The organism is Rhodobacter capsulatus, assembly GCF_052363185.1.
GTDB lineage: Bacteria > Pseudomonadota > Alphaproteobacteria > Rhodobacterales > Rhodobacteraceae > Rhodobacter > Rhodobacter capsulatus_E.
On the sequence record NZ_CP198955.1, the window covers coordinates 2,638,540 to 2,655,130 of the forward strand.

Here is a 16,591-nt window from a genome sequence, read left to right on the forward strand (position 1 = left end):
GCTCGATGCCCCCCCTGTCCCTGCCTGTCGGCGCCTGAGATCGTTATCCCTTCGGCGGACCTTCCCGAACGTCCCGGGCGGGGTCACTCTCCAGAGTTCTTCGTCAGAACGGTCCTTTTGCCTGAGAGTTTACCGGGGCGGTTGCTCCTTCGGCCCTGACCTTGCAGTGTCTCCCGATCCTGACGCCCCTGATCTAGCCCGTCCTGCGACACTCTGGCAAGAGGAAAAACAAATCCGACGCTTTCGAGAAAATCCGACACCCTCTCGCCCGGACAGCAAAAGGGCCGGAAAACCGGCCCCGTTTTCATCTTGCCACAAATATCCGGGGTGCGGGGCAGAGCCCCTCCGCTCAGACCTTGGCGCGCACCTTCTGCATCAGCGGCATGAGGTCCGCCATCTCCGGCCCATGCGCCTGCCCCGTCAGCGCCTTCCTGAGCGGCATGAAGAGCCCCTTGCCCTTGCGCCCGGTGGCCTCTTTCACCGCCGCGGTCCAGCTCGCCCAGCTGTCCTTGGCAAAGGGCATGTCGGGCAAAAGCGCCAGCGCCACCGCGACGAATTCGGCATCTTCCGGGTCAATCACCGCCTCGGCGCCTTCGATCACCAGCTCGGCCCAATGGGCAAGGTCCGAGAGCTTGTCGATGTTCTTCGAGGCCACCGCCCAGAAATCCCGCGCCAGATGCGGCGGAATGCCCAGCTTGCGGATCTCGTCCTCGACCTTTTCAAAGGGCAGATGCTGGTTGCGCGCGCGTCAGCGGATCAGATCCTCGGGTCGAATTTCGTCGGCGCCGCCCCGAACTGGCTCAGATCGAAGCCCTCGGCGATCTCGTCCAGGCTCATCCGCAGCTCGACCGGCTGGCTGGACCCAAGCCGCGCCATCAGCGACAGCAGCGCCTCGGGGGCGATGCCATTCGCCCGCAGATCGCGGATCGACAGCGTGCCAAGCCGCTTCGACAACTCCTCGCCCTTGGCGCCGGTCAGGAGCGAATGGTGCGCGAAGCTCGGCGGCGTGCCGCCCAGCGCCTCCATGATCTGGATCTGCGTCGCGGTGTTCGTCACATGGTCGGCGCCGCGCACGATATGGGTCACGCCCATCTGGATATCGTCGACGGACGACGCAAAGGTATACAGCACCTGCCCGTCGGCCTTGATCAGGACCGGGTCCGAGACCGAGGCCGCGTCGATCGAAATGTCGCCGATGATGCCATCGTGCCATTCGATCCGGGTCTGGTTCAGCAGGAAGCGCCAGTAGCCGTCGCGGCCCTCCTCGCGCAGCCGGGCCTTGTCCTCGGCCGACAGCTTCAGCGCCGCGCGGTCATAGACCGGGGGCTTGTGCATGTTCAGCAATTTCTTGCGCTTCAGGTCAAGCTCGGTCGGGCTTTCGAAGCATTCGTAAAACCGCCCCACCCCGCGCAGGCTTTCCGCCGCCGCCTCGTAGCGGTCAAAGCGCAGCGACTGGCGTTCCTCGCGGTCCCAGGTCAGGCCGAGCCATTCCAGATCCGCCTTCAGCGCATCCACATATTCCTGCTTCGAGCGTTCCTGGTCGGTATCGTCGATGCGCAGGATGAAGGTGCCGCCGGCCTTGCGGGCGACAAGGTAGTTCATCAGCGCGGTGCGCAGGTTGCCGACATGGATATAGCCGGTCGGCGAGGGCGAAGCGGGTAACGACGGTCATCGGGCTCTCCTGTTGACGGTCTGCTCTTTCACAGGCTGGAGCTTTTGTCCATATCTGGCAAGGAAAGCCTGCCCCGCAGGGATGAAGGAGCCGTGACCATGACCCTCTGGAAAGGCCGCGAGGCGCCGAGCCTTGCCGAAATCGAAGCGATGGCCGAAGCCGCCCGCGCCACCCTGCCCGGGCGTTCCGCGCCCCGCCGCCGCCGTCGTGCTGCGGGTGGAGGATTTCGCCGCCGAGGCGGTGCTTGACGAGATGGGGATCGAGGACCCGTTCGAGCTGACCGGGCTTTACGAGGGCGTGCCGCTGACCGAAAAATCGGTCTTCGACCCCAGCGGGCCGGATGTGATTTGGCTCTTCCGCCGTCCGATCCTCGATGAATGGGTCGGGCGGGGCGATGTCGCGCTGGATAGACTTGTCGCGCATGTCTTCGTGCACGAGCTGGCGCATCATTTCGGCTGGTCGGATGACGATATCGCCCGCATCGACCGCTGGTGGGAGTGACCGGGGCAGCCCTGCCGGACCGCCCCGCCCTGTCCGCATTCTCAGGCGGCGTCGGTGATCTCCATCCGCACCAGCGTCTGGTTGAGCAGGATATAGGCGATTTCGCCGAAGGTGACCGGGCCGGTGAAGCCGCCGGTGCGCTGGCCTTCCAGCTCGCCGTAAAGGTAGTTCAGGATGCAGTTGCACGAATACTGCCCAGAGCCCGCCGCGCCCGCGCCCTGCGCAAAGGCCTGGGCATAGGAGCCCAGCGCATTCGCCATGCGATATTCCACCCCGGCCACGACCGGCGCATAGAATTTCACCTCGCCCGCCGCGACATCGACCGACTGGATCGAGACATTGACCAGCGCGCCCGCGTAATTCGCCACCAGCGGCAGCCGGGTATCAAGGCCGTTGTCGGTGATGTAGCGGGCCAGATCGACCTCGGCCCCGTTCACCGTCGCGGTCTTCGCCGCAAATCCGCCCTCGGCGAAGGTGAAGGTCAGTTTCGCATCATTGCCCTGCGCGAAGATGTTGAGAATGTCGAGATCGACCGACACCCCCTCGGGCAGGGCGACATGCAAAAGCACCGCGCCTTCGTCATGGCCCTTGCCGGTGGCACCGTCAAAGACCTTGGGCGCCTTCTTGCCGATGTCATCCAGATGCACGCCGGTGATCCAGCCCGCCAGCGGCTGATCGAACAGGCCCGGCCAGGTCTGCCCGTCCACCGCGAATTGCGAATGCGCGACGGAAAAGGCCGGGATCATGATCATGGTCACGCCACCGGGCTTGTAGCCCTCGGCGATGCGGGGCAGCTCGTCCACCCACAGATGGCGCGGCGTGGCGCCACTGGCCTTGGGGAAGGTGGTGCAGAAAAGCTTGTCGCGCACCACCGCGCCGCCGTCTTCGGTGACGAAATAGACGGTGGTGCCACCGATCCAGGCCCGCGCGCAGCTGCGCCAGAAGCGATCGTCGCCCGCGATCGCCATCACGTCGCCCGCTTCGATCCGTTTGGCCGCTTCCGCGACCGTGAGCATTTCGTTCTTCATCGGTCGTCTCCGTTCAGAATTTCGCCGCATCGGCCAGGGCAAAGGGGTTCTTCGCCACAAAGTCCCGCAATTCCCCGACTTTTCCGGCCAGGGCCGCCGGCGCGTCTGCCACTTCGCGACGCAGCCGCGAGATCAGGATGCGCGTGGCCAGCGAGGCCGACGAGAGATCGGAATTGCTGGTAAGGACCCGCTTCCAGCGCGGGTCGGACAGATCCGGAATCATGTTTCTCCTCCTCAGGATGTGACGCGGATCACACCACCAATGCGTTAAAGACCGGTTTCCGCCCTTCCCCCCCGCGCGCGAACCTGCAATGTTAGCGCCAAAGACCCGAAACCGGCCCGCGCGGGCCGCAAGAAAGGCCCGGCATGACTGCCATTCTGACCGTCACCCTGAATCCCACCGTCGATCTTTCGATCCACGCCGATCAGGTCGCCCCCGAACGCAAGCTGCGCTGCACCCGCCCCGAGACCGATCCGGGCGGCGGCGGGCTGAATGTCAGCCGGGCGATCTCGGCCTTGGGCGGGCATTCCACCGCTTTCGTGGCGCTGGGCGGGCCCATGGGCGACAAGGTCATGCATCTGCTGGCCGAGCAGGGGATCGGCCTCGCCCCCTTCCCCGCGCCCGGCGAAACGCGCCAAAGCCTGACCGTCACCGATGCGACGACGGGCGAACAATACCGCTTCGTCATGCCCGGCCCGACCTGGTCCGCAAGCGACGTGACGAAGGTGCTCGACCGGATCGCGAAAGCGGCGCCGGAAAACGGCATCGTCGTGCTCTCGGGCAGCCAGCCGCCGGGCGTGCCCGACGATTTTCCGGCGCGGCTGGCCACGAAGATCGCCCGCACCCGGGCGCGGTTCTTTCTGGACACCTCGGGCAAGGCGCTGCACCAGCTGCTCACCGCCGGGGCAAAACCCGTCGACGTGCTGCGGATGGATGATCTTGAAGCCGAGGAACTGGCGGGCCGCGCCCTGCCCGACCGCGCCGACAGCGCCGATTTCGCGCAGGACCTGGTCCGGCGCGGCATCGCCCGCGCGGTCGTCGTGGCCCGCGGAGCCGATGGCAATGTGCTCGCGACCGAGTCCGAGCGCTGGGTGGCGCAGGCCGTGCCCGACAGGGTGGTGTCGAAGGTCGGCGCGGGCGACAGTTTCGTGGCCGCCTTCACCCTCAGCCTTGGCCGCGGCCTGAGCCTGCCCGGGCGCTGCGCTGGGGCGCGGCGGCGGCGGCAGCGGCGGTGATGACGCCCGCCACCGATCTGTGCACGCGCGCCGATGTGAAACGGCTCTTGCGCGCCTCGTCGCTCGAAACGATCTGAGCCCCCAAAACCAGGGGAGAGGGGGGCTCTGCCCCCCGGCTGCGCCCCCCCCGGGATATTTTCCCCAAGGTGAAAGCAGAGCCGTTTGCCCTTTCACCTTGGCGCAAATATCCCGGGGGGTGAATTTTGGCGCAGCCAAAGAGGGCGCCCCCTGCCCCGGTCAGCCCCTGCGCCGCACCATCAGCGTCAGCGCAAAGATCCCCGCCGCCACCGCGACGATCGAGGGACCGGCGGGCGTGTCGAAGGCCAGCGAGGCCTGCAACCCGCCCAGAACCGCCAGAGCGCCGATCGCGGTGGCGCCGAGCGCCATCGCCTCGGGGCCGCGCGCCAGTTGCCGGGCCGCGGCCGCGGGCACGATCAGCAGCGCCGCGATCAGCAGCGCGCCGACGATCTTGATCGCCACCGCCACCGTCAGCGCCAGCGCCAGCACCAGCACCAGCCGTTCGCGCCGCGGATCAAGCCCCGGGCCTGCGCCAGTTCCTCGTTCACCGTCGCCGTCAGCAGTCCCTGCCAGCGCCAGGCCAGCACCGCCGCCACCAGCGCCGAACCGCCCCAGATCACCGCCAGATCGGTGCGGCTGACGGCCAGGATGTCGCCGAAAAGAAAGGCCGACAGATCGACCCGCAGCCCGGACAGGAACGAGGCCGCGACCAGCCCGAAAGCCAGCGCCGAATGGGCGAGCCCCCAGAACAGTGTCCATCGCATGGCCGCGCCCGGACAGGCTGGCCACCGTCAGCGCCATTGCCAGCGCCACGGCGAGCGTGCCCGCATAGACCGACACGCCAAAGCCATAGGCCAGCGCCACCAGGATGGCGGCATGGGCCGTGGCATCGCCGAAATAGGCCATGCGGCGCCAGATCACGAACGCGCCCAAGGGCCCCGTCGCCAGCGTCAGCCCGACGCCCCCAAAGCCGCGCGGGTCAGGAAATCGTCAAGCATCGTGACGGCACTCCGGTCCATGCACATGCGTCCCGTGCGCGTGCGGATGCGCCCGGTGCGGCGCGGCGGGGTCGTGGCCGTGGCCCTCGTCATGTTCATGATCATGGTCATGCACATGGCGATAAAGCGCGAGGCCCGCCGGTGCCCAAACCGAAGAGCGCGCGATATTCCGGCGCGGCCGAGACCACCTTGGGCGTGCCCGCGCAGCAGACATGGCCGTTGAGGCAGACGACCCGGTCCGGGCCGCCATGACCACATGCAGATCGTGGCTGACCATCAGCACCGCGGCGCCGGTCTCGGCCCGGACCTCGGCGATCAGCCGGTAAAGGCCGCCGTGCCGGGCTGATCGAGCCCTGCGTCGGCTCGTCAGGATCAGCACCTGCGGATCGCCCAAGAGCGCGCGGGCCAGCAGCACGCGCTGGAACTGCCCGCCCGAGCCGCGCCAGCGCCGCGCCAGCCCCGGCACGCCAACCCGGGCCAGCACCGCCGCGGCCGCAGCATCGCTGACGCGTTTGGGCAAAGACAGGAAGCGGCGCACCGTCATCGGCAAGCCCGCGTCGATATGCAGCTTTTGCGGCACATAGCCGATGCGCAGCCCGGGCGCGCGCATGACCCGCCCCCGTCGCCGCCGGTTCCAGCCCGATCAGCGCCCGGATCAGCGTCGATTTCCCCGAGCCGTTCGGCCCCACGACGGTGACGATCTCGCCCGGGGCCAGGGTGAAATCGACCCCCCGTCAGCACCACCGCCTCGCCATGCCGCACCGAAAGATTTTCCGCCGTAATCAAGGGGATCATTTCGCCACCCCGGCCCGGGCGCGGCAGGCGGGGCACAGGCCCACCGCCTCGAAACTGGCGCGCTCGATGGCAAAGCCAAGCCCGCCCGCGACCTGATCCAAAGCCGCCCGCACCGGCGCCGCCTGCGCCTCGGCCACCGCATCGCAGTCGCGGCAGATCAGGAACACCGGCGCATGAACCTCGCCCGGATGCATGCAGGCGGCAAAGGCATTGAGCCCCTGCACCCGATGCGCCAGACCCGCCTCGACCAAGAATTCCAGCGCCCGATAGGCCACCGGCGGCTGGTTGCCGAACCCCTCGGCCGAGAGCCGGTCGAGCACCTCATAGGCGCCCATCGCCCGATGGGCTTCGAGCAGGATCTGCAGCACCCGCTTGCGCACCGGGGTGAAGCGCAGCCCCCGCCGTGCGGCTTCCGCCTCGGCCCGCGCCAAGGTGTCGTCCGCGCAATGGGCGTGGTCATGATGCGCAAAGGCGCAGCCGGGATCGGTCTTGCCGCTCATGTTACTCTATCACATTTTGCTTGACTTGTTATCTCATAACATAGAGAACCGCTTCCCGACCCGCAAGCCTTGCCGAGGACCCCCATGAAACGCCCCGCCCTGACCGCCCTGCTTTTGTCCGCCCTTGCCAGCCCTTCACTCGCCGAGGTGCCCAAGGTGGTGACCGACATCCCGCCGGTGCAATCGCTTGTCGCGCAGGTGATGGGCGATCTGGGCAGCCCTTCGGTGCTGCTCGAACAGGGGAATGCGCATTCCTATCAGCTGAAACCCAGCCAGGCCGCGGCGCTGCAAGAGGCCGATCTGGTGCTCTGGATCGGCCCCGAGATGACGCCCTGGCTGGATCGGGCGATCGACGGGCTGCAGGGTCCGGGCAAGGCTTTGGCGCTGCTCGATGCGCCCGGAACGCTGCTGCAGGATTTCGGCGGCAAGCCGCATGTCGGCGGCCATGACCATGACCACGCCCATGAAGACCACGATCACGACGCGCACGACCACGCGGAAGAGGGCGAAGACCACCACCACGAAGGGCTTGACCCGCATGCCTGGCTGTCGCCGGTGAATGCCGGGACATGGCTGACGCTGATCGGCTCGGAACTGGCGCGGCGCGACCCGAACATGGCGCGACCTATATTGCGAATGCGGCGCAGGCGCGGCTGCGGCTCGCAACGCTGGATGCGCAGCTGATGGCGGATCTGGCGCCGCTGAAGGGCCGCCCCTTCGTCACCTTCCACGATGCCTATGGCTATTTCACCGCCCATTACGGGCTGACCTCGGCGGGCTCGGTCTCGATGGGCGATGCGGCCGATCCGGGCGCCGCGCATCTGCGCGATCTGCGCGACAGCCTGAGTGCCAAGGGCGTCGTCTGCGCCTTCCCGGGCGAACCACGACCCGAAACAGGTCGCGATGCTGCTGGAGGAACGCCGGTGAAACGCGGCGCGGCGCTTGACCCCGAGGGCTCGACCCTGCCCTATGGGCCCGGGCTTTACGACGCGGTGCTGAAGGGCCTTGGCCAGGCGATGCGCGACTGTCTCGCGCCGTAATCCCTTGTTCTTCCGGGCCTTCCGTGCTGGAGTATCGCGAAAGCGGGAGGCCCCATGACATCCGACATCCGCCGTTTCGGCACCACCGCCGCCGGCCAGACGGTCGAGGCGATCACGCTGCGCGCGGGCGAGCTGACCGCGCGCGTCCTGACCTTCGGGGCGACGCTGCAGGATCTGCGGCTGGCGGGCACGCCCGGCCGCTGGTGCTGGGCTCGGACCTGCTCTCGGCTTACGAACAGCGCCTGCATTGGTGCGGCGCGGTGGTCGGGCCGGTGGCAAACCGGCTGTGGCGGGCGCAGGTGACGCTCGACGGGCGCCTTTGGCAAGCCCAGCCCAATGACGGCGCGAACCTGCTGCATTCGGGCGCCGAGGGATTTCGCAGCGGGTCTGGCAGATCGAAGCGGTCCGCGCCGAAGCCGTGACGCTGCGCCTTGATCTGGCGCATGGCGCGGCGGGCTGCCCGGCAACCGGGGATCCGCGCCACCTATCGGCTGGCGCCCCGGCGACGCTGGAGATCACGCTGACGGCCGAAACCGATGCACTGACGCTGATGAACCTGGCCCATCACCCTATTGGAACCTCGACGGCACGGCGACGACGGCGGGCACAGCCTCTCGGTCGCGGCGGATCAGATCCTGCCCACCGATGCCGAAAACCTGCCGCTGGCCCCGGTGCCGGTCGAGACGCTGAACCTGGATCTGCGGCACCCCGCCCGCTGCCCGACCTGCCCCGGTCGATCACAATTTCTGCCTCTCGGGCAGGGCGTGCGCCCGGTCGCGCGGCTGACGGGCGCAAAGGGCGTGAGCCTTGATCTGCACAGCGACGCGCCCGGGCTGCAGGTCTATGACGGCCGCGCGCTCACTTCCGCGCCCTTCCCGGGCTGATGGGCGCACCCTATGCCGCCCATGCCGGGGTGGCGCTGGAGCCGCAGCTCTGGCCCGATGCGCCCCGCCATGCCGATTTCCCGCCGATCACGCTTGCGCCCGGCACGGCTTGGCGGCAACGTAGCGCCGTGCACCTGACCCGCCGCCCCGGCGACTGACCCGCCGTTCCGGCGACCGAACAGGCCCCATGACCGCGCCTGCCCCCTCGGATCTGACGCAGCTTTTCGCCGATCTGGCCAGCGCCTTCGGGCTCAGCCGCGCCGCCGGGCAATGCCTGGCCGTGATCTGGCGGGCCACCGACACCCCCTCGGCCGAGGATCTGGCGACGGGGCTTGGGCTGTCGCGCTCGAATGTCTCGGTCGCGCTCAAGGAATTGCGTCAGGCCGGTCTGGTGCAGGTCAGCCGCAAGCCCGGGCTGCGGCGCGATTTCTTCACCGCCGATCCGAACCCCTGGGCGCTGTTGCGCGCCGGTCTGGCGGAACGGCACCGGCGCGAGATCGCCCCGCTCGTCGATCGGCTGACCGCGCTCGCCCATGCCGAAGACGATGCCCGGCTGCAGGATCTGGCCGAGACGGCGGGCGCCGCCGCGCAGTGGTTTCCCGGCTGATGCGCCGCGATGTCACCGAATTGATGCAGCTGATGGGCGCCGAGCGGGTCGAAAAGAAGACCAGAAGAAACACCGCAACGAGAAATAGGCCCCTCAGCGCCCGGCCTGCGCCGCGCGTCCGGGCGCGGGCACCGGGCCGGACGGATCTCGGTGAAGCGGGCGGTGGGCTCGTCCATCAGATCCTCGATGAAGATGCTGACCAGTTGGCTGCGCGTCGAGACCCCGGCCTTGCGATAGATCGCGGCGGTCTGCGCCTTCACCGTGCCTTCCGAGGTGGCGCGCAGCCCGGCAATCTCGGCCAGCGTCAGCCCTTGATCGCGAACAGCGCCACTTCCCGCTCGGCCGCGGTCAGCCGCCATTCCGCGAAACGCTCGGCCAGCAATTCGGCAAAGGCGGTCGAGGCCCGGCGCAATTTCTCGGTCGCCACCTCCGCCTCGTGCCGGGCCGAAAGCAGCGCCTGCGCGCCGAAGATCAGCCCCAGCACCAGCCCCAGCGCGGCCGAGATTTCCAGCGCCTCGCGCAGTTTCCAGTTGATCGGGGCGACCTCGATTCCCAGCAGCGCAAAGACGATGTCGGACACGAAGAAAAGCGCCGCCACCGCCTGCACGAGGAACAGCGGCAGCAGCGCGACGCGCAAGGTCAGCCAGCGCGGGCGCCGCGGCGACTTCGGGGCAGGCAGGTCGGTCGGATCGGTCAGGGCCATCGGCGTCAGGATCCGCCCGGCCCGGCCGGACCGCCGGGCCCTTCCCGTCCCCCCGGCCCGCCCGGGCCACCGTTCCCTGGCCCGCCCGGGCCACCATTCCCACCCGACCCTCCCGGGCCAGCGTGCCCCCGGCCCGCCGGGAGGGTCGCGGCGCAGATCGCCGCCGGGATGCGGCCGGTCAGGGCCTGCGGCGCCGCGGGCCGCGGCGGCGGCGGTGCCGCCCCCGGACGGCCCCCCGCGGTCGCAGGCGCGGTGAAATCGCGCAGAACCTCGCCGTTGCGCGGGTCGATCACCACTTCGCGCGCCCCCGACTGCCCCTCGCCGACGATGCGGATGCGGCGCAGCCAGGTGGTGGACACCTCGATCGACCGGAAGCCCTCGGCCTGCATCTGCGCCACGATCTCCTCCGGGGTTTCGGCCCGGGCCACGGGCGCGGCCCAAAGCGCGCCCCCCAGCGCCAACGGCAGGGCAGAACCAAGGCGCAGCAAGCGTGATCGCATGATTTCGCTCCCGAAAGGGCGCGCCCGGACCAAAGGCCGGGCGCGCAAGAGGCTGCCAAGGCGCGGGCGCGCCGTGGCGGGTGCAGTAACCCGGTTCAAGGGGCTCGACAACGGACCCGATCGCATCGTGAGTGGCGGCCCGGTCAGGTTCGGCATCGAGTCATTCAAACGCGGCCGACCGGGCGGGCAAGGCCCGATCCCGGAAGGCCTGCCACGTCTGGGGGACATGACACGCCGAGCTTCGCCCGCCCCGACGGGAAAGGCAATTCAGCGAAAGGTATAAACAGCGCCCCGAGGGCCTGTATTTTCGCGCATAAACCTTGGTGTATGGGCGAAATTCGGGGCTTTGCGCAAAAGCAGGGGGCGGTGGCCCGGTCGGCCCCGCCCCCTGCCCGAACCGCCGGTGCGATAGCTGCGCTCAGACTTTCATCTCGACGCCCAGATGCTTCGCCACGGTGAAGATGTCCTTGTCGCCGCGGCCCGAGAGGTTCACCACGATGATGTGCTCTTTCGGCAGGGTCGGCGCGAGTTTCATCACATGGGCCAGCGCATGACTGCTTTCCAGCGCCGGAATGATCCCCTCGGTGCGGCAGCAGAACTGGAACGCCTCCAGCGCCTCGGCATCGGTGATCGACACATATTCGGCGCGCTTGATGTCATGAAGCCACGAATGCTCCGGCCCGATGCCCGGATAGTCGAGGCCCGCCGAGATCGAATGGCCTTCCAGGATCTGCCCGTCCGCATCCTGCAGCAGATAAGTGCGGTTGCCATGCAAAACGCCGGGCCGCCCGCCGGTCAAGGACGCGCAATGCTGCATCCGGTCATCGACGCCAAGGCCCCCGGCCTCGACCCCGATGATCCGCACCGACGGGTCATCCAGGAACGGATGGAAGAGCCCCATGGCGTTCGAGCCCCCGCCCACACAGGCGATGATCGTGTCGGGCAGACGGCCCGCGCCCTCTTGTTCCTCCAGCTGCCAGCGGGTTTCGCGGCCGATGATCGACTGGAAATCGCGCACCATCGCCGGATAGGGCGCAGGGCCCGCCACCGTGCCGATGCAATAGAAGGTGTCGCGGACATTCGTCACCCAGTCGCGCAAAGCGTCGTTCATCGCATCCTTCAGCGTGCCGCGGCCAGAAGTCACCGGCACCACCTCGGCGCCGAGCAACTTCATCCGGAATACGTTCGGCGCCTGCCGCTCGACATCGGTCGCGCCCATGTAAACAATGCATTGCAGCCCGAACTTCGCGCAGACGGTGGCGGTCGCCACGCCATGCTGGCCCGCGCCGGTCTCGGCGATGATCCGGGTCTTGCCCATCCGCCGGGCGAGCAGGATCTGCCCCAGCACGTTGTTGATCTTGTGCGCGCCGGTGTGGTTCAGCTCCTCGCGCTTGAGATAGACCTTCGCCCCGCCCAGCTCCTCGGTCATCCGCGGCGCGAAATACAAGGGCGAGGGACGGCCGACGTAATGCTTCCACAGCGCTTCCATCTCGGCCCAGAAGCTCGGGTCGGTCTTGGCGTGCTCATACTGCGCCTCAAGTTCAAGGATCAGCGGCATCAGCGTTTCCGACACGAAGCGCCCGCCATGAATGCCGAAACGGCCGCTCTCGTCCGGAGCCGTCATGAAACTGTTGAGCCGATCTTCCGCCATCGCCATCCCCTTTGTCCGTCGCGCGCCCCCAGCAGATAGCGCGCCCCCCCCGCGGGGTAAAGTTCCTGTTTTTTCTTGGCACAAATACGCCGGGGGTGTGGGGGTGAAACCCCCACCCTACCCCTGCGCCGCCGCGACAAGGCAGCGATCCGGGCGGCGTCCTGACCCCAGGCGCGGTTTCCACCCCGAAGACACATCGACCTGAGCCGCCCCGGTCAGCCGCACCGCCTCGGTCACATTCTCGGGCGTCAGCCCACCTGCCAGCATCCATGGCTTGGCCCAGACCCGGCCCGCAATCAGCCGCCAGTCGAAAGCCAGACCATTTCCCCCCGGCAGTGCCGCGCCCTTGGGCGCTTTCGCATCGACAAGGATCTGATCCGCCACGGCTTCATAATCGGCAATCGCCGCCAGATCGGCTTCCTCGGCCACGCCCACGGCCTTCATCACCGGCAGACCGAAGCGGGCCTTCACCTCGGCCACGCGGGCGGGCTTTCCTTGCCATGAAGTTGCAGCATGTCGAGCGGCACCGCATCGGTGATCGCCTGCAAGGTCGCATCGTCGGCATCGACCACCAGCCCGACCTTGGCCAGCCCGACCGGCGCGGCCAGCGCCAGATCGCGGGCGGCAGTGATCTCCAGATGCCGGGGCGAGCGGGGGAAAAACACAAGGCCGATGTAGCCCGCCCCCGCCTGCGCGGCAGCCTCCACATCGGCCGGTGTTCTCAGCCCGCAGATCTTGCAGCGCACCCCGCCGGGGCGGCCACGGTTGACGGCGACGGTGACCACGGCGCCCTCAGGCGCGCGGCTTGTCGAGCAGCGCCAGAACCTCGTCCTTCGGACCTTGCGTCTTTTCCTTCAGACGGCCCAGTTCGCGTTCCAGATTGGCCGCCTGTTTCGTCGCCTTGCGCGCGGTCGCGCGGAAACGATGCTCGCGCAGATATTCCCACACGAAGCCCACCGCCAGCCCCAGCACCATGCCGCCGAAGAAGACGAAGAACAGCGGCACCGGCAGATGCAGGTTGAAGCCGACAAAGGCCTCGACCTCGGCGGTGAGCAGGCTCAGCGTCACCACCTCGCGGTTGGACATCGCCAGCGTCACCAGAACAAGGATGAGGCAGGCCAGGAACAGGTAGCGGATCGCGCGGAACATCGGGTCTTACTCCTCTACCCCGTTCAGCCGGTCGCGCAGAAGCTTGCCGGTCTTGAAGAAGGGCACGTGTTTTTCATCGACCGCGACCGATGTGCCGGTGCGCGGGTTACGCCCGGTTCTAGCGTCCCGTTTCTTCACCGAAAAGGCGCCAAAGCCGCGCAGCTCGACCCGATCACCGCGGGCCATCGCCTCGATGATCTCGTCGAAGATCGTGTTCACGATCTTCTCAACGTCGCGCTGAAACAGATGCGGATTCTCTTCGGCGATCTTGGCGATCAATTCAGAGCGGATCATGCGTCATCTCCCCCGTCATCCGGCTCGACCCGGACTGGTTCTTGCACCGACTATAGGGGGAATTTGCCGCGACACAAACAGCAATGGCTTGGAAAGGCGGGAAATTATCGCATGCCACCCCGCTTTCGGGACGGTTCTGCGGCGCTCGGACGCAGTCCCCCATCGGCTTACCCTGCGGAAAGCCCCTTGCCTGCCCCGAAAACACGCCTGCGGCGAATCGCGCAAGACAAAAGGCCCCGCCGAAGCGGGGCCTTTCGCATCCCTTGCGGGGTGACTTATTCGCGGCTCTTGAGCGCGGCGCCCAGGATGTCGCCGAGCGAAGCGCCCGAGTCGGACGAGCCGTATTGTTCCACGGCTTCCTTTTCCTCGGCGATTTCGCGCGCCTTGATCGACACGCCCAGCTTGCGGGTCTTGCTGTCGATGTTGACGACGCGCACATCGACGTGGTCACCGACCTGGAAGCGCTCGGGGCGCTGGTCGGCACGGTCGCGGGCCAGATCCGAACGGCGGATGAAGGACTTCATGCCGTTGTATTCGACCTCGATGCCGCCGTCTTCGATCGCGGTGACGTTCACGGTGATGACCGAGCCCCGTTTCACGCCATCAACCGCATCCGAGAAGGTGTCGGCATCGAGCGCCTTGATCGAGAGCGAGATGCGTTCCTTGTCGGTGTCGACTTCGGTGACCGCCGCGCGGACGACGTCGCCCTTGCGGTAATCCTGGATCGCCTCTTCGCCGCGCTTTTCCCACGACAGGTCGGACAGGTGGACCATGCCGTCGATGTCGTTTTCAAGGCCGATGAACAGACCGAATTCGGTGATGTTCTTGACTTCACCCTCGATCACGCTGCCGACCGGATGGGCATCGGCAAAGGCTTCCCACGGGTTGCGCAGGCATTGCTTGAGGCCGAGCGAAACGCGACGTTTCGCGGTGTCGATTTCCAGCACCATGACGTCGACTTCCTGCGAGGTCGAAACGATCTTGCCGGGGTGGACGTTCTTCTTGGTCCAGGACATTTCCGAGACGTGCACCAGACCTTCGACACCGGCTTCCAGCTCCACGAAGGCGCCGTAATCGGTGATGTTGGTGACGCGGCCCTTGTGGACCGAGCCCAGAGCGAATTTGGTTTCCACCGAATCCCACGGGTCGTTCAGCAGCTGCTTCATGCCGAGGCTGATGCGGTGGGTGTCCTTGTTGATCTTGACGACCTGGACCTTGACGGTCTCGCCGATCGTGAGGATCTCCGACGGGTGGTTGACGCGGCGCCAGGCCATGTCGGTGACATGGAGCAGGCCGTCCACGCCGCCCAGATCCACAAACGCACCGTATTCGGTGATGTTCTTGACGACGCCGTCGACGATCTGACCTTCGGTCAGGTTGCCGATGACTTCGGCGCGCTGTTCGGCACGCGATTCTTCAAGGATGGCGCGACGCGACACGACGATGTTGCCACGGCGACGGTCCATCTTGAGGATCTGGAACGGCTGCTTGAGACCCATGAGCGGGCCGGCATCGCGCACCGGACGGACGTCGACTTGCGAGCCCGGCAGGAAGGCCACGGCGCCGCCCAGATCGACGGTGAAGCCGCCCTTGACGCGACCGAAGATGGCGCCATCGACGCGCTCTTCGCTGGCATAGGCTTTTTCCAGACGGTCCCAGGCTTCTTCGCGACGGGCTTTCTCGCGCGAGATGACGGCTTCGCCACGGGCGTTTTCGACGCGATCGAGGTAAACTTCGACCTCGTCGCCAACGGCGATCGAGGGAGCTTCACCGGGATTCGCGAATTCTTTCAGATCAACGCGGCCTTCCATCTTGTAGCCGACGTCGATGATGGCCTGGCCCGCCTCGATGGCGATGACCTTGCCCTTGACGACAGACCCTTCCTGGGGGGTGTCGATCTCGAAGCTTTCCTTCAGCAGGGCTTCGAATTCTTCCATGCTAGCTTTGGCGCACATGCGGTCTAGTTTCCTTTATATGGGTTTTCTGGCCATGCGGTTGGCTCCGCCGGTCTTTCGTTGCCTATGCCGAAGGGGGCAGACCTGCGCCTGCCCCCTCTCGGACGTGGCCCCCATAGCCGGGAATCACCTGCGGGGCAAGGGTTTTCGGGGATCACTGGACCATCAGCCGATGCACGGCCTTGAGCATGGCCTGATGGTCGGGGATGTAACGGGGGGCAAGGCCATGCAGAACCCTCTCCCAGCCCGGAGCGCCGCTATACATTACCGCTTCGAATTTGAAACGGTCACTGGGCAGGCGCAGCAATTCCGGGCAAAACTTCGAAAAAAAGCTGTTACACTGAGCAATTGCGCGACTAGCTTGCTCGTCAGAATCGCTCTCGATGTCCTCCAAGAGCTTGAGTGCAAATTCTGGCGTTAGACCCGCTCTCTGGAGAAGGCTTGCGTCGAGGCGGCGCGTTCCGTCTGCTTTTTTCATCACCGCCTGAAACGCCAAAAACACAAGTAACGAACAATCAATCGGGCGATCCCGATAACACCGCAACGTGAGTTCTACCTTCCCCAACACCCGCTTGATCTGACGAAAGGAAAGATCACTGCTGGCGGCAATCTCGCCCGCCAGCGTTGCGGCATGTTGCACCGAGAAGGCGGGCCCATCCCGAAAGGGATGGCAAGCGGCAGTTGCATCGCAAGCGCCCGCGTGGCCGTTTTCACGTCTTGCTTCGAAGGCTCCAGCTTCAACCTTATATCGACGAACTTCTCCAGATACCTCTCGCCCGCATCCTTCGTGCCGAAGCGGTGATGGGCAAGGCTTTCCAGATAATCGGCATTGACGAACAGGCAAAAGACGAAGCCCTCGGCGTTGAACACCAGCTTCATCGCCTCAAGGAAGGCAATCGTGTAATCCGGGTGGCAGCGGTCCAATTCGTCGATCAGCACCACAACCCGTTTCGTCTTCGCCCCTTGGTCAGCGCATCGCGGATCGTGGCGATCTGCTGCGGCAATTCCTTTCCCGGGCATGTTCGGCGGCAAGCTGGGTGCGGACCAGCTGCTCGCCATA

At 66.7% G+C, this 16,591-nt stretch carries 16 protein-coding genes, 7 pseudogenes and 1 riboswitch; of the genes and pseudogenes, 8 read left to right on the forward strand and 15 right to left on the reverse strand.

Going from position 1 to position 16,591, the window contains the following annotated elements:
• Window positions 1-99: 99 nt before the first annotated feature.
• Window positions 100-186, reverse strand: a riboswitch (glycine riboswitch).
• Window positions 187-349: 163 nt separating this feature from the next.
• Window positions 350-1,632 (reverse strand): annotated as a pseudogene (gene gltX, locus ACTTAG_RS13015) (glutamate--tRNA ligase).
• A 138-nt stretch (window positions 1,633-1,770) separates the two neighbouring features.
• Between gltX and ACTTAG_RS13020 the strand changes: the two are divergent.
• Window positions 1,771-2,173, forward strand: a pseudogene (locus ACTTAG_RS13020) (metallopeptidase family protein).
• Window positions 2,174-2,214: 41 nt separating this feature from the next.
• On the opposite strand, the gene ACTTAG_RS13025 reads toward ACTTAG_RS13020, so the two are convergent.
• Both ACTTAG_RS13025 and ACTTAG_RS13030 read right to left on the reverse strand, forming a co-directional pair.
• Window positions 2,215-3,201, reverse strand: a complete 987-nt coding sequence (locus tag ACTTAG_RS13025; RefSeq protein WP_444462690.1) for a DUF6976 family protein — start codon at window positions 3,199-3,201, stop codon at window positions 2,215-2,217.
• Window positions 3,202-3,214: 13 nt separating this feature from the next.
• On the reverse strand, window positions 3,215-3,424 hold the full coding sequence (locus ACTTAG_RS13030) for a hypothetical protein (protein WP_444462665.1): 210 nt from the start codon (window positions 3,422-3,424) through the stop codon (window positions 3,215-3,217).
• Between the two features lie 143 nt (window positions 3,425-3,567).
• Here ACTTAG_RS13030 and ACTTAG_RS13035 point away from each other — a divergent pair.
• A pseudogene (locus ACTTAG_RS13035) lies at window positions 3,568-4,514 on the forward strand (1-phosphofructokinase family hexose kinase).
• Between the two features lie 160 nt (window positions 4,515-4,674).
• Here the strand turns inward: ACTTAG_RS13035 and ACTTAG_RS13040 are convergent.
• The 3 genes and pseudogenes from ACTTAG_RS13040 to ACTTAG_RS13050 form a co-directional block, all read right to left on the reverse strand.
• Window positions 4,675-5,453, reverse strand: a pseudogene (locus ACTTAG_RS13040) (metal ABC transporter permease).
• Window positions 5,446-6,248, reverse strand: a pseudogene (locus tag ACTTAG_RS13045) (ATP-binding cassette domain-containing protein). The pseudogenes ACTTAG_RS13040 and ACTTAG_RS13045 overlap by 8 nt, the downstream one beginning before the upstream one ends.
• Complete coding sequence (locus ACTTAG_RS13050; protein ID WP_444462691.1) at window positions 6,245-6,748, reverse strand: Fur family transcriptional regulator; 504 nt, start codon at window positions 6,746-6,748, stop codon at window positions 6,245-6,247. Before ACTTAG_RS13050 ends, ACTTAG_RS13045 begins: the two are co-directional and overlap by 4 nt.
• A 201-nt stretch (window positions 6,749-6,949) precedes the next feature.
• Here ACTTAG_RS13050 and ACTTAG_RS13055 point away from each other — a divergent pair.
• From ACTTAG_RS13055 to ACTTAG_RS13080, 6 genes and pseudogenes are all read left to right on the forward strand, one after another.
• Window positions 6,950-7,788, forward strand: a pseudogene (locus tag ACTTAG_RS13055) (zinc ABC transporter substrate-binding protein).
• 54 nt (window positions 7,789-7,842) lie between these two features.
• Window positions 7,843-8,091, forward strand: a complete 249-nt coding sequence (locus ACTTAG_RS13060; protein ID WP_444465288.1) for a hypothetical protein — start codon at window positions 7,843-7,845, stop codon at window positions 8,089-8,091.
• Window positions 7,992-8,210: an aldose epimerase family protein gene (locus tag ACTTAG_RS13065; protein ID WP_444462692.1), complete on the forward strand. Its 219-nt coding sequence runs from the start codon at window positions 7,992-7,994 to the stop codon at window positions 8,208-8,210. Before ACTTAG_RS13060 ends, ACTTAG_RS13065 begins: the two co-directional genes overlap by 100 nt.
• A gap of 150 nt (window positions 8,211-8,360) precedes the next feature.
• Entirely contained in the window at window positions 8,361-8,672 is a 312-nt protein-coding gene (locus ACTTAG_RS13070) for a hypothetical protein (RefSeq protein ID WP_444462693.1), read from the forward strand.
• Window positions 8,672-8,830, forward strand: a complete 159-nt coding sequence (locus tag ACTTAG_RS13075; protein WP_444462694.1) for a hypothetical protein — start codon at window positions 8,672-8,674, stop codon at window positions 8,828-8,830. Before ACTTAG_RS13070 ends, ACTTAG_RS13075 begins: the two co-directional genes overlap by 1 nt.
• Window positions 8,831-8,859: 29 nt before the next feature.
• The gene (locus tag ACTTAG_RS13080; protein WP_444462695.1) at window positions 8,860-9,279 is read left to right on the forward strand and encodes a GbsR/MarR family transcriptional regulator; all 420 of its coding nucleotides are present in this window, start codon (window positions 8,860-8,862) and stop codon (window positions 9,277-9,279) included.
• Between the two features lie 304 nt (window positions 9,280-9,583).
• Here the strand turns inward: ACTTAG_RS13080 and ACTTAG_RS13085 are convergent, their stop codons facing one another.
• The 9 genes and pseudogenes from ACTTAG_RS13085 to ACTTAG_RS13125 form a co-directional block, all read right to left on the reverse strand.
• The gene (locus ACTTAG_RS13085) at window positions 9,584-9,982 is read right to left on the reverse strand and encodes a hypothetical protein (protein WP_444462696.1); all 399 of its coding nucleotides are present in this window, start codon (window positions 9,980-9,982) and stop codon (window positions 9,584-9,586) included.
• A 5-nt stretch (window positions 9,983-9,987) separates the two neighbouring features.
• Window positions 9,988-10,482 (reverse strand): hypothetical protein, encoded by a 495-nt coding sequence (locus ACTTAG_RS13090; protein WP_444462697.1) that lies wholly within the window; start codon window positions 10,480-10,482, stop codon window positions 9,988-9,990.
• A gap of 418 nt (window positions 10,483-10,900) precedes the next feature.
• Entirely contained in the window at window positions 10,901-12,133 is a 1,233-nt protein-coding gene (gene trpB, locus ACTTAG_RS13095) for a tryptophan synthase subunit beta (protein WP_444462698.1), read from the reverse strand.
• Window positions 12,134-12,255: 122 nt separating this feature from the next.
• Window positions 12,256-12,918 (reverse strand): annotated as a pseudogene (locus ACTTAG_RS13100) (phosphoribosylanthranilate isomerase); the annotation flags it as partial.
• Window positions 12,919-12,925: 7 nt separating this feature from the next.
• Window positions 12,926-13,282, reverse strand: a complete 357-nt coding sequence (locus tag ACTTAG_RS13105; RefSeq protein WP_444462670.1) for a lipopolysaccharide assembly protein LapA domain-containing protein — start codon at window positions 13,280-13,282, stop codon at window positions 12,926-12,928.
• 6 nt (window positions 13,283-13,288) lie between these two features.
• On the reverse strand, window positions 13,289-13,576 hold the full coding sequence (gene ihfB / locus ACTTAG_RS13110; protein WP_110805943.1) for an integration host factor subunit beta: 288 nt from the start codon (window positions 13,574-13,576) through the stop codon (window positions 13,289-13,291).
• Between the two features lie 275 nt (window positions 13,577-13,851).
• Window positions 13,852-15,531 (reverse strand): 30S ribosomal protein S1, encoded by a 1,680-nt coding sequence (rpsA, locus tag ACTTAG_RS13115; RefSeq protein ID WP_444462699.1) that lies wholly within the window; start codon window positions 15,529-15,531, stop codon window positions 13,852-13,854.
• Between the two features lie 154 nt (window positions 15,532-15,685).
• Window positions 15,686-16,009, reverse strand: coding sequence for a hypothetical protein (locus tag ACTTAG_RS13120; protein WP_444462700.1), 324 nt, complete (start codon window positions 16,007-16,009; stop codon window positions 15,686-15,688).
• A 74-nt stretch (window positions 16,010-16,083) separates the two neighbouring features.
• Window positions 16,084-16,590, reverse strand: a complete 507-nt coding sequence (locus tag ACTTAG_RS13125; RefSeq protein WP_444462701.1) for a KAP family P-loop NTPase fold protein — start codon at window positions 16,588-16,590, stop codon at window positions 16,084-16,086.
• Window position 16,591: the final 1 nt, after the last annotated feature.

What these genes read in the sequence shown, in the direction of transcription:
- ACTTAG_RS13025 (WP_444462690.1), bottom strand. Translation starts at nt 3,201, where the DNA reads ATGAAGAACGAAATGCTCACGGTCGCGGAAGCGGCCAAACGGATCGAA.
- ACTTAG_RS13030 (WP_444462665.1), bottom strand. Translation starts at nt 3,424, where the DNA reads ATGATTCCGGATCTGTCCGACCCGCGCTGGAAGCGGGTCCTTACCAGC.
- ACTTAG_RS13050 (WP_444462691.1), bottom strand. Translation starts at nt 6,748, where the DNA reads ATGAGCGGCAAGACCGATCCCGGCTGCGCCTTTGCGCATCATGACCAC.
- ACTTAG_RS13060 (WP_444465288.1), top strand. Translation starts at nt 7,843, where the DNA reads ATGACATCCGACATCCGCCGTTTCGGCACCACCGCCGCCGGCCAGACG.
- ACTTAG_RS13075 (WP_444462694.1), top strand. Translation starts at nt 8,672, where the DNA reads ATGGGCGCACCCTATGCCGCCCATGCCGGGGTGGCGCTGGAGCCGCAG.
- ACTTAG_RS13080 (WP_444462695.1), top strand. Translation starts at nt 8,860, where the DNA reads ATGACCGCGCCTGCCCCCTCGGATCTGACGCAGCTTTTCGCCGATCTG.
- ACTTAG_RS13085 (WP_444462696.1), bottom strand. Translation starts at nt 9,982, where the DNA reads ATGGCCCTGACCGATCCGACCGACCTGCCTGCCCCGAAGTCGCCGCGG.
- ACTTAG_RS13090 (WP_444462697.1), bottom strand. Translation starts at nt 10,482, where the DNA reads ATGCGATCACGCTTGCTGCGCCTTGGTTCTGCCCTGCCGTTGGCGCTG.
- trpB (WP_444462698.1), bottom strand. Translation starts at nt 12,133, where the DNA reads ATGGCGGAAGATCGGCTCAACAGTTTCATGACGGCTCCGGACGAGAGC.
- ACTTAG_RS13105 (WP_444462670.1), bottom strand. Translation starts at nt 13,282, where the DNA reads ATGTTCCGCGCGATCCGCTACCTGTTCCTGGCCTGCCTCATCCTTGTT.
- ihfB (WP_110805943.1), bottom strand. Translation starts at nt 13,576, where the DNA reads ATGATCCGCTCTGAATTGATCGCCAAGATCGCCGAAGAGAATCCGCAT.
- rpsA (WP_444462699.1), bottom strand. Translation starts at nt 15,531, where the DNA reads ATGTGCGCCAAAGCTAGCATGGAAGAATTCGAAGCCCTGCTGAAGGAA.
- ACTTAG_RS13120 (WP_444462700.1), bottom strand. Translation starts at nt 16,009, where the DNA reads ATGAAAAAAGCAGACGGAACGCGCCGCCTCGACGCAAGCCTTCTCCAG.
- ACTTAG_RS13125 (WP_444462701.1), bottom strand. Translation starts at nt 16,590, where the DNA reads ATGGCGAGCAGCTGGTCCGCACCCAGCTTGCCGCCGAACATGCCCGGG.